Origin of the sequence: Pseudomonas soli, assembly GCF_900110655.1 — a bacterium.
GTDB lineage: Bacteria > Pseudomonadota > Gammaproteobacteria > Pseudomonadales > Pseudomonadaceae > Aquipseudomonas > Aquipseudomonas soli.
In genome coordinates, this window is the sequence record NZ_FOEQ01000007.1 from 187,642 (window position 1) to 203,611 (window position 15,970).

Below are 15,970 nucleotides of genomic sequence, written 5' to 3' on the forward strand. Positions count from 1 at the left end.
CCGATGCAACCCCTGCGCACGATCAGCCTGTGGATGGACCAGCTCGACGAGCCGTTGTGCGCGCGCCCGGCCCTGCGCCAGGACCTGGATCTCGACGTGTGCATCATCGGCGCCGGCTACACCGGCCTGTGGACGGCCTACTACCTCAAGCGCCAGGCGCCGCAGTTGAACATCGCGGTGATCGAGGCCAACATCGCCGGCTTCGGCGCCTCCGGACGCAATGGCGGCTGGTTGATGGGCAACCTGCTGGGCGAGGACCGCCTGCTGGCCACGCTCTCGCCGCAGCAACGGCGTGAAAGCATCGACCTGCTGCACGGCATCCCCGACGAAGTCCACGACGTGCTGCTGCGCGAAGGCATCGCCTGCGACTACCGCAAAGGCGGCGTGCTCTACTGCGCCGCCCGCTACCCGGAACAGGAACGCAACCTGCGCGCCTGGCTCGACGACCTCTACCGCCAGGGCATGAATGAAGACGACTACCGCTGGCTGCGTCCGGAACAGCTGGATGCCCAGCTGAAGATAAGCAACCCCTACGGCGCCCTCTACAGCCCGCACGTCGCCACCATTCAACCGGCGAGGCTAGTGCGTGGCCTGGCACGGACGGTCGAGGCCATGGGCGTGCCGATCTACGAGAACACCCCAGCCATAGACTGGCAGACCGGCGAAGTGCGCACCCCGTTGGCACGCATCCGCAGCCACTGGGTGGTGCCGGCCGTGGAAGGCTACGCCGCCAGCCTGCCACCGCTCGGGCGGCACCAGCTGCCGGTACAGAGCCTGCTGGTGGCCACCGAGCCGCTGCCGGAGTCGACCTGGGAGCAGATCGGCCTGGGCCAGGGCCAGGCCTTCAGCGAAAACAGCCGCCAGGTCACCTATGGCCAGCGCAGCGCCGACAACCGCCTGGTGTTCGGTGCCCGCGGCGGCTATCGCTTCGGAGGCCGTCTGCGCGAGGATTTCACCCTGACCACCGACGAGGTGGAGCTGCGCCGCTACCTGTTCGGCGAACTGTTCCCACAGCTCAAGCACGTACGCATCACCCACTCCTGGGGCGGCAACCTCGGCATGGCCCGGCGTTTCCGCCCCCACATGCTCTGCGACCGCCAGCGCGGCATCGCCCTGGCCGGCGGTTATGGCGGCGAGGGTGTCGGCGCCACCAACCTCGGTGGACGCACCCTGGCCGCGCTGATCCTCGGTCAGCACAACGAACTGACCGCGCAGCCCTGGGTGCACGACAACCGCCCGCTGTCGAGCCTGGCCAGCTGGCCACCCGAGCCGTGCCGCTGGCTGGGCTACAACGCGATCATCCAGAGTTTCGTCCACGAGGACCGGACCCTCGCCAACCCCGCCAGCGCGCCCTGGCGGCGACGCCTGGCCAGTGGGCTGGCCGACTTCATGGAAGGCTTCATGCACTGACTTCCCCTCACCACCACACAGGATCCACTGGTCATGAGCATCACCCAGTTCAAGCACACCGACAGCGCCATCCTGGACAGCAGCACCCCGGTCGCCATGCCCCTCGGCGAGCCGGTCGCAGTGACTTCGGTCACCTGCGTCGAACGCAACGACGGCGTCGAGACCGGTATCTGGGAATGCACCCCGGGACGCTGGCGGCGGCAGATCGTGCAGCAGGAGTTCTGCCATTTCATCAAGGGCCGCTGCACCTTCACCCCCGACGGTGGCGAGCCCCTGGTCATAGAAGCCGGAGACGCACTGATGCTACCGGCCAACAGCCTCGGCACCTGGGATATCCAGGAAACCGTGCGCAAGACCTACGTCCTCATTTTCTGATCCGCTGATCGCCTGCCTTCGATAACAACAGACAAAGCAAGGTAACCCCGACATGCGCACCCTCCTTCTCGCTCCCCTGATGCTGGCCGCCAGCGTGGCCAGTGCCGCCGACTCAGTGAAGATCTACAACTGGTCGAGCTACATCGCCCCGGACACCCTGAAGCACTTCCAGCAAACCACCGGCATCAATCCCACCTACGATGTGTTCGACAGCAACGAGACCCTCGACGGCAAGCTGATGACCGGCAACTCCGGCTACGACGTGGTGTTCCCCTCCAACCACTTCATGGCCCGGCAGATCCAGGGCAAGGCCCTGAAGCAGCTGGACAAGTCGCAACTGCCCAACTGGAAGAACCTCAACCCGGTGCTGCTCAAGGCCCTGGAGGTCAACGACCCGGGCAACCAGTACGGCTTCCCGTACCTGTGGGGCAGCACCGGCATTGGCTACAACATCGACAAGGTCAAGGCGGTGCTCGGCGACAATGCGCCCATCGATTCGTGGGACCTGTTCTTCAAGCCCGAATACCTCGCCAAGCTCAAGAGCTGCGGCGTGGCGGTGCTGGACAACGGCCCCGAGCTGCTGCCGATCGCCCTGCACTACCTGGGCCTGCCCCACCACAGCCAGAACCCGGCGGACTACGACAAGGCCAAGGCGTTGCTGATGCAGGTGCGCCCGTATATCAGCTACTTCCATTCCTCGAAGTACACCGGCGACCTGGCCAATGGCGACGTGTGCCTGGTGGTGGGTTTCTCAGGCGACGTGCTGCAGGCGAAGAACCGTGCCGAGGAGGCCAAGAACGGGGTGAAGGTGGGCTACTCGATCCCGAAGGAAGGCGCGCCGATGTGGTTCGACATGGTGGCCATGCCGGCCGATGCACCTGACGAGAAGGCCGGGTATGCGTACATGAACTACCTGTTGCAGCCGGAAGTGATGGCCAACATCAGCAACTTCGTGCAGTACGCCAATGGCAACCAGCAGGCGGATGCGCTGGTGGACCCGGCGCTGAAGGGCAACACGATGATCTACCCGAGTGACGACGTGATGGGCAAGTTGTATGCGCTGGAAGCAATGCCGGCGAAGATCGACCGCATCAGGACGCGGATCTGGACCAGCATAAAAGCCGGCAACTGACATACGTCAGTTACAAGCTTGAAGCTGCAAGCGACAAGAAAAAGGCGGGCCTTTCCGGGCCCGCCTCTTCTTGACGCTCGCAGCTTGAAGCTTGCAGCTGCTCTTAGTGGTGCTCGCGAGTCGCGCGGAATTTCACATCCGGCCAGCGCTCTTCCATCAGCGCCAGGTTGACCCGGGTCGGGGCCAGGTAGGTCAGGTGACCACCGCCGTCGATGGCCAGGTTCTCCACCGCCTTGTTCTGGAATTCCTCGAGCTTCTTCTTGTCGTCGCAGCTGATCCAGCGCGCCGACCAGACGGTGATCGGCTCATAGGCGCACTCGACCTTGTACTCTTCCTTCAGGCGGCTGGCGACCACGTCGAACTGCAGCACACCGACCGCGCCGAGGATGATGTCGTTGCTGCGCTCGGGGAAGAACACCTGTGTCGCGCCCTCTTCGGCCAGCTGCTGCAGGCCCTGGCGCAGCTGCTTGGATTTCAGCGGGTCCTTCAGGCGCACGCGGCGGAACAGCTCAGGGGCGAAGTGCGGGATGCCGGTGAAGCCCAGCGCCTCGCCTTCGGTGAAGGTGTCGCCGATCTGGATGGTGCCGTGGTTGTGCAGGCCGATGATGTCGCCGGCATAGGCCTCTTCCAGCTGCTCGCGCTCGGAGGAGAAGAAGGTCAGGGCATCGCCGATGCGCACGTCCTTGCCAGTACGCACGTGGCGCATCTTCATGCCCTTCTCGTACTTGCCCGAGCAGATGCGCATGAAGGCGATACGGTCACGGTGTTTCGGGTCCATGTTCGCCTGGATCTTGAACACGAAGCCGGTGAATTTCTCTTCCACCGGTTCCACGGTGCGCTCGTGGGCGACACGGGCCAGTGGGCGCGGCGCCCAGTCGACAACCGCGTCGAGCACATGGTCGACACCGAAGTTGCCCAATGCGGTCCCGAAAAACACCGGGGTCAGCTGGCCGTTGATGAACGCGTCCTGGTCGAACTCGTGGCAGGCGCCCTGCACCAGCTCGAGTTGTTCGAGGAAGCGGTCGTACTCGTCACCCAGGTGAGCGCGGGCTTCATCGGAGTCGAGCTTCTCGATGATCTTCGCCTCGGTGCGCTCGTGGCCATGCCCCGGGGTGTAGACGATGATGTAGTCGCCGGCCAGGTGATACACGCCCTTGAAGTCGCGGTAGCAACCGATCGGCCAGGTGATCGGCGCGGCCTTGATCTTCAGCACCGCCTCGATTTCGTCGAGCAGTTCGATCGGGTCGCGGATGTCACGGTCGAGTTTGTTGATGAAGCTGACGATCGGCGTGTCGCGCAGGCGGCACACATCCATCAGGGCAATAGTGCGCGGCTCGACGCCTTTACCGCCGTCGAGCACCATCAGCGCCGAGTCCACCGCGGTCAGGGTGCGGTAGGTGTCTTCCGAGAAGTCTTCGTGGCCGGGGGTGTCGAGCAGGTTGATCATGTGCTCGCGGTAGGGGAACTGCATCACCGAGGTGGTGATGGAGATGCCGCGCTGTTTCTCCATTTCCATCCAGTCGGAGGTGGCGTGGCGGTCGGACTTGCGCGACTTCACGGTACCGGCGACGGCAATGGCCTTGCCCATCAGCAGGAGCTTCTCGGTGATGGTGGTCTTACCGGCGTCGGGGTGGGAAATGATTGCGAAAGTGCGGCGCTTCGCGACTTCGGCGGCCTGGTTGGTCATGGGAAATCGCCTGACTGGGGATTCAAAAAGGGGCGATATCATACCTGAAGTCGGGGCGCGGGCCAAAACCGAAGATACGAAAGGCGGCCCGAACATGGCATTCGAGGAATCACGACAGCCACGCATACATCGCCTAGCCCAGGGCCATCCAACGTCGCGTCGGCAAACGCCTCGATAGCAGGTACTTCAACGCCTCCACGTAATATCCGCGCTTTTTTTTCGCGTAAAAATTCCTAGAGCCCAGTGATTAACACTGGCCAAATGCCGCCCCAGATGGGAACCTTTACGCCCACGGAGACGTCCACTCCCCTGCAAGCCGCTTCGCTTCAGGGCTGGTTTCACCTGCTTCACGAGCCCGACGGGGTTCGGCTCATGGCCTGATGCCGCGCATCGGCTGCTACTCGCGAGCACACCACCCGCCGCCAGGAATGGCCGGCCGCACGGGGGTGTGATCGCCGACTATAAAAAAGGAGTCCGCCTGTGGCTGCACGCTACGGAAAAGGGCTGTTGGGATGGGCCGCCGTGCTCGTCATCCTGGCCCTGCTGGTCCACTGGATCGGCATCGACACGATCGCCCGCTACCGCGACGATCTTGGGTTCTACCTGCAAGCGCACCTGATCCTGGTGCTGGCTTCGATGGCGGCGGCGCTGGCCGTGGGCATCCCCGCCGGCATTGCCTTGAGTCGACCGCATCGGGTCGACAAGGCCGAGCGCTTCATGCAGCTGTTCAACGTTGGCAACACCATTCCTCCCCTGGCCGTCCTGGCCATTGCCCTGAGTATCCTGGGCATCGGCGCCGGTCCTGCGATCTTCGCACTGTTCCTCGCCTCCCTCCTGCCCATCGTGCGCAACACCTACGAGGGCCTGAAAAACGTCCCCGCCTCGCTCAAGGAAGCCGCCACCGGCATCGGCATGACCGCGCGCCAGCAGTTGTGGCAGGTCGAGCTGCCCAACGCCGTGCCGATCATCGTCGGCGGCGTGCGCGTGGCCCTGGCCTTGAACGTGGGCACCGCGCCGCTGGCGTTCCTGATCGGCGCCAACAGCCTGGGCAGCCTGATCTTCCCCGGCATCGCGCTGAACAACCAACCGCAGCTGCTGCTCGGCGCCGCCTGCACGGCGTTGCTGGCCCTGGCGCTCGATGCGTTGGTGAGTTTCTCCAGCAAGCGCTGGCTGGAACGTGGCCTGGCCCAATAACAAGAGGCAAAGCATGAAGAAAACCATCGCCTTGTTCCTGGGCGCGGCCCTGCTTTGCGCAGGCGTTGCCCAGGCAGCGGAAAAACCACAGCTGCGCATCGGTGCCCGGGTGTTCACCGAACAGACCGTGCTCGCCGAGATCACCGCCCAGTATCTGCGCGCCAACGGCTTCGATGTGCGGGTGACCACCGGCCTGGGCAGCAATATCGCCCGCCAGGCCCAGGAAACCGGCCAGCTCGACCTGATGTGGGAATACACCGGCGTATCGCTGGTCTCGTACAACCATATCGACGAGCGCATGCCCGACGCCGCAGCCACCTATGCGCGAGTGAAAGAACTCGACGCGAAAAAGGGCCTGGTCTGGCTGACTCCGTCGAAGTTCAGCAACACCTACGCCCTGGGCCTGCCAAAGGCCGTCGCCGAGGCCTACCCGCAGATCAACTCGATCAGCGACCTCAACCAGGTGCTGCGTGACGAGCCCGACCGCAACCACCTGGTGGCGCTGGACACCGAGTTCGCCAACCGCCCGGATGGCCTGGTCGGCCTGCGCGAGCTGTACGAGCTGCCGCTGGACCGGCGCAACATCCGCCAGATGGACGGCGGCCTGGTGTACACCGCCATGCGCAACAACCAGGTGTTCGCCGGCCTGGTCTACACCACCGACGGGCGCTTGAGCGCGTTCGACCTCAAGCTGCTGGAGGACGACAAGCACTACTTCCCCGACTACACCGCCGCCCCGGTACTGCGCCAGGCCGTGCTCGACGCCCACCCTCGCCTGGCCACCCTGCTCAAGCCGCTGGCCGAGCAACTGGACGACGAGACCATGCGCCAGCTCAACGCCAAGGTCGATGTCGAGCACCAGAGCCCGACGGTGGTGGCCGCCGCGTTCCTGCGTGAGCACCCACTCAGCGAGGTACAGCCATGAACCTGCTCGACACCTTCGCCCACCTCGACTGGGCACAGGTCCTGCAACTGACCTGGCAGCACATCATGCTGGTCGGCATCGCGGTAAGCCTGGCGATCCTTGTCGGCGTGCCGCTGGGCATCCTGATGACCCGCTTCCCGGTGTTCGCCGGCCCCCTGCAGGCCAGCGCCACGGTGCTGCTGACCATCCCCTCCATCGCCCTGTTCGGCCTGCTGCTGCCGTTCTACTCGAAATTCGGCCAGGGCCTGGGGCCGCTGCCGGCAATCACCGCGGTGTTCCTTTATTCACTGCTGCCGATCCTGCGCAACACCTACCTGGCCCTGACCAACGTCGAGCCCGGTATTCGTGAAGCCGCCCGCGGTATCGGCATGACCTTCGGCCAGCGCCTGCGCATGGTCGAGCTGCCCATCGCCGTGCCGGTGATCCTCGCCGGTGTGCGCACCGCCGTGGTGATGAACATCGGCGTGATGACCATCGCCGCGACCATCGGTGCCGGCGGCCTGGGCGTGCTCATTCTCACCTCCATCAGCCGCAGCGACATGTCGATGCTGCTGGTCGGCGCGGTGCTGGTCAGCCTTCTGGCGATCATCGCCGACCTGCTCCTGCAAGCCCTGCAACGTGCCCTGACTCCAGAAGGACTGCGCTCATGATCGAACTGAAGAACCTCAGCAAGACCTTCAACGTCAACGGCAAGGACGTCAAAGCCGTCGACGCGGTAAGCCTCACCGTCAACGAAGGCGAAATCTGCGTGTTCCTCGGCCCCTCCGGCTGCGGCAAGAGCACCACGCTGAAGATGATCAACCGCCTGATCACCCCGACCTCCGGGCAAGTGTTCATCAATGGCGAGGACACCACCGGCCTGGACGAGGTGACGCTGCGCCGGCATATCGGCTACGTGATCCAGCAGATCGGTCTGTTCCCCAACATGACCATCGAGGAGAACATCACCGTGGTGCCGCGCCTGCTCGGCTGGGACAAGCAGAAATGCCATGACCGCGCCCGCGAGCTGATGCACATGATCAAGCTCGAGCCCAAGCAGTACCTGCAACGCTACCCGCGCGAACTGTCCGGTGGCCAGCAGCAACGCATCGGGGTGATCCGCGCCCTGGCCGCCGAGGCCCCGGTGCTGCTAATGGACGAACCGTTCGGCGCGGTCGACCCGATCAACCGCGAGATGATCCAGAACGAGTTCTTCGAGATGCAGCGGGCCCTGAACAAGACGGTGATCATGGTCAGCCATGACATCGACGAAGCCATCAAGCTGGGCGACAAGATCGCCATCTTCCGCGCTGGCAAGCTGTTGCAACTGGATCACCCGGACACCCTGCTGGCACACCCGGTGGACGATTTCGTCAGCAACTTCGTCGGCCAGGACAGCACCCTGAAGCGCCTGCTGCTGGTGCGCGCCGAGGATGCGGCGGACAACGCGCCGTCGCTGAGCCCGGAAACACCGGTGAGCGAGGCGCTGGAGCTGCTGGATGAGCACGACCGCCGTTATGCAGTGGTGACAGACGCCGCGAACAAGGCGCTGGGCTATGTGCGCCGCCGCGACATGCACCGCCAGCAAGGAACCTGCGGTGCCTTCCTGCGTCCGTTCAATGCCACCGCGGCGCACGACGAGCACCTGCGCATCCTGCTGTCGCGCATGTACGAGTTCAACCGGGCGTGGTTGCCGGTGCTGGATGCCGAGCAGGTGTTCCTGGGCGAGGTGACGCAGGAGTCGATTGCGGCGTACCTGAGTTCTGGGCGCTCGCGCGGAGCGAAGACCTCGATCGTGTCGCCGGCCGAGGCAGTGACCTCCTGATAGAAAGCCGGGGGGCGCTTTGCGCCCCGGCAATCTTGGATCAGAACCCTACACTGGCCTGCACATAGAACGTGCGCGGCTCACCCACATAGATCCCCGCGTTGTTGTCGCTGGAGCGGGTGAAATACTGCTTGTCGAACAGGTTCTTCACCCCGGCGGCCAGCTTCAGGTTCGACAGCTGCGGCCCGAACGCATAGCCCCCCCGGGCATGCCAGGTGACGTAGCCCGGAATATCGCCATACTGCCCGTCGGCGCTTGGCTCGGTGATGTAGTTGCCGTTGAAACTGCCATTGGCGTTCATCCCGGTGCCCGGCGCGCGCTGCTTCGACTGGGCGTAGGCATCCAGGTTCCAGGTCCAGCGGTTGACCTCGTAGCGCACACCGGCGGTGGCCACCTGGCGCGAGTAGAACGGCAGGTCACGGCCCTTGAAGCTGGGGATCTCACCCTCGTAGGTGGCACGGGTGTAGGTGTACCCGGCATTCAGCGACAGCCCCTGCAGTCGTGGGTCCAGGCCGGACAGGTCGTAGCGCGCCGAGGCCTCGATACCCTGGTGCTTGGTCGCCCCGAGGTTGGTCCAGCCGACATCGTTGCTGATGTACTGCAGCTCATCGTCGAAGTCGATGTAGAAGGCTGTCAGCTCACCGGCCCAGTTGCCATTGTCATAGCGCGTGCCAATTTCGTAGGTCTTCGCCTTCTCCGGCTCCAGGCCATTTGCCGTGCTGTCGCCGGCGCCGCCCTGGCCCAGCTGGAAGTACTGCAGGCTGCCGAACGAGGTCTCGTAGTTGGCGAACAGCTTCCAGGCATCGGACATGTGGTACATCACGCTAAGTGCCGGCAGCGGTTCGTTGCTGGTGATGCTGCGGTTCTTCTCCGGCACCGGACGGTAGTTGGCGTCCAGCACCGGTCGGTCGCGCCAGTCGGTGTTGATGTGCTCGAAGCGGATGCCCGGAGTGATGGTCCAGTTGCCGACGTCGATCTTGTCGTCGATGTAGTAGGCGCTGGCCTCGGTGCCACCGCTGCGGTCCTGGAACACATGGCCGTCGGAGGTCGGGGTCACGGTCGGCACGTTGTCGACCAGCGCCAGGCGGGTGGACTGCTCGCGCATCGCTTCCTTCAGGTAGCGATAGCCGACGCTGACTTCCTGGGTGGTCGGGCCGACGAAGAAGATCCGCGACAGGCGTGGCTCGATGGCGAAGGTGTGGTAGTTGCGCGGATACGACGACAGGGTCTTCTGGTCGCGGGCGGCGATGGCGCTGCCACGGAAGCTGTCGGTGTAGTAAGTCAGCACCTCGAACTGGGTGGCATCGTCGATCTGCCGCTGCCACTTGAACGACACGTCCTTGCGCCGGCCGCTGAAGTAGTCGTAGTCGCGCATCGACTGGTAGGGGTTGTGATCGTACTGGGCCTGGGTCAGACCGCCCGGCATGTCGGCACGGCCGTCGTAGTAGTGGAAATTGAGCCAGAACTCGTCGACATCGGTCGGCGCCCAGTGGGTCTTGAGCATCACGTCGTCGATATCGTTGTCGTTGTTGCTTTCGCGATAGCCATCGCCATTCACGCCGGTATACAGCAACGCCACGCCCATGCCGTTGTCGGCGGTGCCGCCGACGAAGGCCGACTCGGTGTGCTTCCAGCCGCCATCGCGCGAAGTCTCGAGGGTGGTGGACAGCTCGCCGCTGGCCTTCTCGGGGATCGCCCGGGTGACGAAGTTGATCACCCCACCGACGTTCTGCGGGCCATAGCGCACCGAGCCTGCACCACGGACCACGTCGATGCTGTCGAGGTTGCCCGAGGAGATCGGCGCCATCGACAGCTGTGGCTGACCGTAGGGGGCGAAGGCTGCCGGGATGCCATCGATCAGCACCGTCGAACGCGGCGACAGGCGCGACGTCAGGCCACGCACGCCGACATTCAGCGACAGGTCGCTGCCACCGGTGCCGTTGGAATCCTGCACCTGCACGCCTGGGATACCGCGCAGGGCGTCACGCACGTTCATCGTGCCCTTCTCCACCATCGCTTCGCGGCGCACCACGGTGCGTGCGCCCGGATGGTTCTGCACCACGCTCTGCTCGGCGTCGCCCAACCAGTCCCCGACCACCTTGATATCGGTGGGCGCCAGCTCCAGGCTGCCGGTGGTCAGGGTGCCAGCGGCCTGGGCCGGCTTGACCACCACGGTGTCGGCGGACTGCTCGAAGGTCAGCCCGCTGCCTTGCAGCAACTGCTGCAGGGCCTGCTCCGGCGCCAGGTTGCCGGACACCGCCGGGGCCTGCTTGCCATCCACCAGCTCGGGACTGAAGAACAGTTGCAGGTTGGTCTGCTGGCCCAATTGCTTGAGCGCGCCCGCCAATGGCTGGGCCTGGATCTGGATGTTGTCGGCGTAGCTGTTGCCGGCGGCGGCGCTGACCGCCAGGGCCAGCGCCAGGCGGCGCAGCTGGAGAAGGGAATTATTGTTGTTCACGTCTTCGATGGGTCCTGAGAGTCGGGATAAACGCCAACCGCACGCAAATGGAAATGCTTGGCAGTTGCAGCTGGCGGGGAAGACGAACGAACGGAAAAAAACCTGAATCTATTTCAGAACAATTTCGCTGGAGCCGTCCGCAAGGGTCTTCACCCGCACCGGCAGGATGCTCGGCAAGGCCCGCAACAGGGCGTCCGGGTCGTCAGTGCTGAAGGTGCTCGACAGGCGCAGCGCGGCGGCCTTGCCGGGCGCCACATGCAGTGGCCGGGCACGGTAGCGCGAGACTTCCGCCACGACATCGCTCAGCGGCGCGTTGTCGAATACCAGCTTGCCCTGGCGCCAGGCGGTCACCGCGTTGGCATCGATGGCATAGGGCGCGGCGACCTTGCCCTGCGCATCGATATGCGAACCCTGGCCCGCAGTGAGCAGCGCCAGCGACTCGCCCGCGCCCTGTACCTTCACCGAACCCTGCTCCACCGCCACGCGGGTGCTGTTCGGATCCTGGCGTACATCGAAGCGGGTGCCGGTGACGGTGACATCGCCCTGGGCAGTGCTCACCACGAAGGGGCGATCGCTGTCATGGGCGACGATGAACATCGCCTCGCCCGCGCCCAGGCGCACATGGCGCTGCCCCGCAGAGAACATCACCTTAACCTGGGTGGCACTGTTGAGCTCCAGCCGTGAACCGTCCGGCAGTTCGACCTGACGCCGCTCGCCCAGGGCCGTAGTCAACGTGTCCTGATGGTTGAGCTGTTGATACTGCCAACCTGTCCAGCCCAGCCCCAGCGCGACCACCGCCACGCCGGCCGCCAATGCCTGGCGCAGCAGGCGGCGGCGCGGCAACTGACGTACCGGCTCGGGCTGGCACAGCGCTTCGAGGCGTTGACGCGGAATGAAGTCGGCGGCGCGCCACAGTTGCGCCACGCGCTCGTACTCTTGCCGATTTGAGGGGTGCTGCGCCAGCCACGCCTGCAACGCCGCCTGCACGGCATTGTCGTGCGGCGCGTCCTGGGCGCGGGCGAACCAGCTGGCCGCCTGCTCGCCCACGAGATCGGGCGCGTGCTGTTTCATCGAAGGGGTATCCTGACTCATCTGGCCGACACATCCAGGTGCTCACGCAGATGTCGGAGCGTGCGGATCATATACTTTTCGACCATGTTCTTGGTCAAACCCATGCGCTCGGCAATTTCGGCCTGGGTCAGGCCTTCGAGCTTCTGCCAGATGAACACCCTGCGGCAATTCAGCGGCAGCTCGGCCAGCGCACGCTCGACGCTGTCGGCCAGTTCCAGGGCATGTACATACGCTTCCGGATCGTCCCCTACGGCCATGCCCCCTGCGAAGGTCTCAAGCTCCAGGGCCTGGCGCCGGTCCTCGCGGCGAAACCCGTCGACGGCGATGTTACGGGCGGTCTGGTGCAGATAGGCGCGTGGCTGTTCGACCTGCTCGCGCGGGTTTTCCAGCACCCGCACAAAGGCATCGTGGGTGAGGTCCTCGGCCTGCTGTCGACTGCGCAGTTTGCGCGTCCAGGTGCCGATCAGCTCTTGGTAATGGTCGAGGAAGCCTTTGGGTCCGGACACGGTCGGGGTCGTCAGGGAGGCAGATGAGGTCGCGAATAGTAATGTTTCTCATCAAGGACGGCAATCGACATGTCCCTTGCACGACCAATGGCCACGACGGGCTCTGCGTAACAAAAAATTTATGGCCAATTTTGCGGTAAAAACCGGGCTGAGCATGTGGCCATAAATTTGAACACTCCGTAACCATTCGCCGCTCTGCCTCAGACCCCGACAAACGGTCACCTAGGGTTTCCTCCGCCCTTTCGCAGCGAAACCAGAGCCATCATGCAAAGAATGAAGCTGTCAGCCGATCGCGGCCAGATCGCCACCTATTCCACAATTTTTTACGCTGGTGGCCTTTTCAGGAACCTACCGGGCGCACATCAGTCGGTTATCACAACGGCAGCTCCGCGACAGGCGACGAGCACCCCGGGATTGCCTGTTGATATTGCCGTTTTCACGTCCTAAAGTGCGCGCCGAACGTCCATGCTGGAAACGATCCATCCGGCTCAAGTACTGACGACGAGACAGCAAGGTCATCCGCCTTTTCCGGCACGACTGACCTTTTTGCTTTCGGCGACATGCCTTGGGAAGTAGGCGAACCAAAGTGGGGATACGGAGGACGTTCAGTTGCTGCCACTTATCTTTTCAGTTTGCCCATGGAGCCCCTGAGCATGTCGATCCAGGTCGAAGACTACTTTGCGCGTGACACCTTCCAGAAAATGAAGGCGTTCGCCGACAAGCAGGAAACCCCGTTCGTTCTCATCGATACCCAGATGATCAGCCAGGCCTATGACGACCTGCGCGCCGGGTTCGAATTCGCCAAGGTCTACTACGCGGTCAAGGCCAACCCTGCGGTCGAGATCATCGACCTGCTGAAGGAAAAGGGCTCGAGCTTCGACATCGCCTCGATCTATGAACTGGACAAGGTGCTCGGCCGCGGCGTCAGCGCGGACCGTATCAGCTACGGCAATACCATCAAGAAGTCCAAGGACATCCGCTACTTCTACGAGAAAGGCGTGCGCCTGTACGCCACCGATTCCGAGGCCGACCTGCGCAACATCGCCAAGGCCGCGCCGGGCTCGAAAGTCTATGTGCGTATTCTTACCGAAGGCTCCACCACCGCCGACTGGCCACTATCGCGCAAGTTCGGCTGCCAGACCGACATGGCCATGGACCTGCTGATCCTCGCCCGCGACCTGGGCCTGGTGCCTTACGGCATCTCCTTCCACGTCGGCTCGCAACAGCGCGATATCAGCGTGTGGGACGCGGCCATCGCCAAGGTCAAGGTGATTTTCGAGCGCCTGAAGGAAGAAGACGGCATCGAGCTGAAGCTGATCAACATGGGCGGCGGCTTCCCGGCCAACTACATCACCCGCACCAACAGCCTCGAGACCTACGCCGAGGAGATCATCCGCTTCCTCAAGGAAGACTTCGGCGACGACCTGCCGGAAATCATCCTCGAGCCTGGCCGTTCGCTGATCGCCAACGCCGGCATCCTGGTCAGTGAAGTGGTGCTGGTGGCACGCAAGTCGCGCACTGCCGTCGAGCGCTGGATCTACACCGACGTGGGCAAGTTCTCCGGCCTGATCGAAACCATGGACGAGGCGATCAAGTTCCCGATCTGGACCGAGAAGAAAGGCGAGGCCGAGGAAGTGGTGATCGCCGGCCCGACCTGCGACAGCGCCGACATCATGTACGAGAACTACAAGTATGGCCTGCCGCTGAACCTGGCCATCGGCGACCGCCTGTACTGGCTGTCCACCGGTGCCTACACCACCAGCTACAGCGCGGTGGAGTTCAACGGTTTCCCGCCGCTGAAGGCTTACTACCTGTAATGCACAACGGGGCCGCAAGGCCCCGTTTTCAATTCTATCGCGGGGCAAGCCCACGCCCGTCGTGAATACCCGTGGAAGCGGGCTTGCCCCACGATATGACCGGAACAGACATACTCAAGTACCACGCTGTTCGATCTCTTCGGCATAACGCGCCGCAAAAGCCATCAAGACCGGCCCCGCCCCCTGCAACGTCGCCAGCGCACTGCGCAGGAAATTCAGGTTGCCCTCGACCCTGGCCCGGTCCAGCCAAGGCCCGGCCTCGGCTATCTGCCCCCGCTCGACCAGCACCAGCGCCAGGCTGAACATCCCGCGGAAATCCCCCGCCTCGGCAGAACGCCGGTACCAGCGCATGGCCCGCACCGGGCTCGCGGCGGTGGCAATGCCCTGCTCCAGATACCGCCCATACAGGTTCATCGACTTGGCATGCCCCAACTGCGCGGCTTTCTGGTAGCACATCAACGCCTGGGACTGGTTGGCCGCCACCCCACGACCGGTGGCCAACAGGTTGGCCAGGTTGTACATCCCCCAGTCCAGCCCGGCGTCGGCCGCCCGGGCATAGTGAATGGCTGCCTGGGCGAGATCCACCTCGCCCCCCCAGCCGTGCTCGAGGCAACGGCCAAGCATGTTGTGGGCCATGGCGCTGCCGCCCTGGGCGGCAATGGCGAACCAACGGCGGGCCACGGTGGCATCCTCTTCGATACCGCGCCCATCGAGCAGGATCTGCCCGAGCAACAGCTGCGCCTCGACCGCCCCCTGCCCCGCCGCCGTGAGGATCGCCTGCGCGGCCTGCCCCGGGCTGTGCTCGAGCATCGCCTTCAGCCCGGCGACATCCACCACTTCCTCACGGCGCAATTGATAAGACACGGCTCAGACCTCGGCCCAGCGGCGCAGCAGGTTGTGGTAGGTGCCCGTCAGTTGCAGCAGCGACGGGTGCTCCGGCACATCGGCGCCGAGCTGGCGGATGGCATTGTCCATCTCGAACAGCAAGGTGCGCTGGCTGTCCTCGCGCACCAGGCTCTGGGTCCAGAAGAATGCCGCATAGCGCGTCCCGCGGGTGACCGGGTTGACCTTGTGCAGGCTGGTGCCGGGGTACAGCACCAGGTCGCCGGCGGCCAGCTTGACCTGGCGCACGCCGTAGGTGTCCTGGATCACCAGTTCGCCGCCGTCGTAGCTGTCCGGGTCGCTGAGAAACAGCGTCGAGGACAGGTCGGTACGCACGCGCTCCGGGCTGCCCTTGGGCTGGCGCAGGGCATTGTCGATATGGAAGTCGAAGCTGCCGCCCTCGCGATAGCAGTTGATCAGCGGCGGGTACACCTTGTGCGGCAGCGCCGCGGACATGAACAACGGGTTGCGCCACAGCCGCTCGATCAACGCACTGCCGATCTCCTTGGCCAGCGCATGGCCCTCGGGCAACTGCAGGTTGTGCTTGGCCTTGGCCGACTGATAACCGGCAGTGATCTTGCCGTCGGCCCAGTCGGCCTGCTCCAGGGCCTCGCGAATGCGCAGGATTTCGTCGGCCTCGAACAGGCCTGGGATGTGAAGCAGCATGGCGACGGCACCGAGAGCGATAGGGGCGTCAATGATATTGATT

At 64.1% G+C, this 15,970-nt stretch carries 14 protein-coding genes; 8 read left to right on the top strand and 6 right to left on the bottom strand.

Annotated features, from left to right (window positions below):
* Positions 1-3: 3 nt before the first annotated feature.
* From BMY03_RS16800 to BMY03_RS16810, 3 genes are read left to right on the top strand one after another with little or no spacing between them, the layout of a single operon-like run.
* Entirely contained in the window at positions 4-1,410 is a 1,407-nt protein-coding gene (locus BMY03_RS16800) for an NAD(P)/FAD-dependent oxidoreductase (protein WP_094011713.1), read from the top strand.
* 33 nt (positions 1,411-1,443) lie between these two features.
* Positions 1,444-1,785, top strand: a complete 342-nt coding sequence (locus BMY03_RS16805) for a cupin domain-containing protein (protein WP_023629781.1) — start codon at positions 1,444-1,446, stop codon at positions 1,783-1,785.
* 52 nt (positions 1,786-1,837) lie between these two features.
* On the top strand, positions 1,838-2,917 hold the full coding sequence (locus BMY03_RS16810; protein ID WP_023629782.1) for a polyamine ABC transporter substrate-binding protein: 1,080 nt from the start codon (positions 1,838-1,840) through the stop codon (positions 2,915-2,917).
* 103 nt (positions 2,918-3,020) lie between these two features.
* Here the strand turns inward: BMY03_RS16810 and BMY03_RS16815 are convergent, their stop codons facing one another.
* Positions 3,021-4,604 carry a peptide chain release factor 3 gene (locus BMY03_RS16815; RefSeq protein WP_023629783.1) on the bottom strand — a complete coding sequence of 528 codons (1,584 nt, stop codon included), beginning with the start codon at positions 4,602-4,604 and terminating at the stop codon, positions 3,021-3,023.
* 480 nt (positions 4,605-5,084) lie between these two features.
* Between BMY03_RS16815 and BMY03_RS16820 the strand changes: the two genes are divergently transcribed.
* Genes BMY03_RS16820 through BMY03_RS16835 form a run of 4 tightly spaced genes read left to right on the top strand, consistent with a single transcriptional unit; the run spans position 5,085 to position 8,527 of the window.
* The gene (locus BMY03_RS16820) at positions 5,085-5,798 is read left to right on the top strand and encodes an ABC transporter permease (protein WP_038706760.1); all 714 of its coding nucleotides are present in this window, start codon (positions 5,085-5,087) and stop codon (positions 5,796-5,798) included.
* 13 nt (positions 5,799-5,811) lie between these two features.
* Positions 5,812-6,723 carry a glycine betaine ABC transporter substrate-binding protein gene (locus BMY03_RS16825; protein WP_023630618.1) on the top strand — a complete coding sequence of 304 codons (912 nt, stop codon included), beginning with the start codon at positions 5,812-5,814 and terminating at the stop codon, positions 6,721-6,723.
* Positions 6,720-7,373, top strand: coding sequence for an ABC transporter permease (locus BMY03_RS16830; RefSeq protein WP_023630617.1), 654 nt, complete (start codon positions 6,720-6,722; stop codon positions 7,371-7,373). Before BMY03_RS16825 ends, BMY03_RS16830 begins: the two co-directional genes overlap by 4 nt.
* Positions 7,370-8,527 (top strand): osmoprotectant ABC transporter ATP-binding protein OsmV, encoded by a 1,158-nt coding sequence (locus tag BMY03_RS16835; protein WP_094011714.1) that lies wholly within the window; start codon positions 7,370-7,372, stop codon positions 8,525-8,527. Before BMY03_RS16830 ends, BMY03_RS16835 begins: the two co-directional genes overlap by 4 nt.
* A gap of 40 nt (positions 8,528-8,567) precedes the next feature.
* On the opposite strand, the gene BMY03_RS16840 is transcribed toward BMY03_RS16835, so the two are convergent.
* From BMY03_RS16840 to BMY03_RS16850, 3 genes are all read right to left on the bottom strand, one after another.
* On the bottom strand, positions 8,568-10,985 hold the full coding sequence (locus tag BMY03_RS16840) for a TonB-dependent siderophore receptor (RefSeq protein ID WP_094011715.1): 2,418 nt from the start codon (positions 10,983-10,985) through the stop codon (positions 8,568-8,570).
* 108 nt (positions 10,986-11,093) lie between these two features.
* Positions 11,094-12,056 carry a FecR family protein gene (locus tag BMY03_RS16845; RefSeq protein ID WP_094011716.1) on the bottom strand — a complete coding sequence of 321 codons (963 nt, stop codon included), beginning with the start codon at positions 12,054-12,056 and terminating at the stop codon, positions 11,094-11,096.
* Between the two features lie 17 nt (positions 12,057-12,073).
* Positions 12,074-12,562 (bottom strand): RNA polymerase sigma factor, encoded by a 489-nt coding sequence (locus BMY03_RS16850; protein ID WP_094011717.1) that lies wholly within the window; start codon positions 12,560-12,562, stop codon positions 12,074-12,076.
* A gap of 653 nt (positions 12,563-13,215) precedes the next feature.
* Here BMY03_RS16850 and BMY03_RS16855 point away from each other — a divergent pair.
* On the top strand, positions 13,216-14,379 hold the full coding sequence (locus BMY03_RS16855) for a type III PLP-dependent enzyme (protein WP_025337787.1): 1,164 nt from the start codon (positions 13,216-13,218) through the stop codon (positions 14,377-14,379).
* A 114-nt stretch (positions 14,380-14,493) separates the two neighbouring features.
* Here the strand turns inward: BMY03_RS16855 and BMY03_RS16860 are convergent, their stop codons facing one another.
* Positions 14,494-15,243, bottom strand: a complete 750-nt coding sequence (locus tag BMY03_RS16860; protein ID WP_094011718.1) for a tetratricopeptide repeat protein — start codon at positions 15,241-15,243, stop codon at positions 14,494-14,496.
* Between the two features lie 3 nt (positions 15,244-15,246).
* Positions 15,247-15,927, bottom strand: a complete 681-nt coding sequence (locus BMY03_RS16865) for a Fe2+-dependent dioxygenase (RefSeq protein WP_094011719.1) — start codon at positions 15,925-15,927, stop codon at positions 15,247-15,249.
* Positions 15,928-15,970 lie beyond the last annotated feature (43 nt).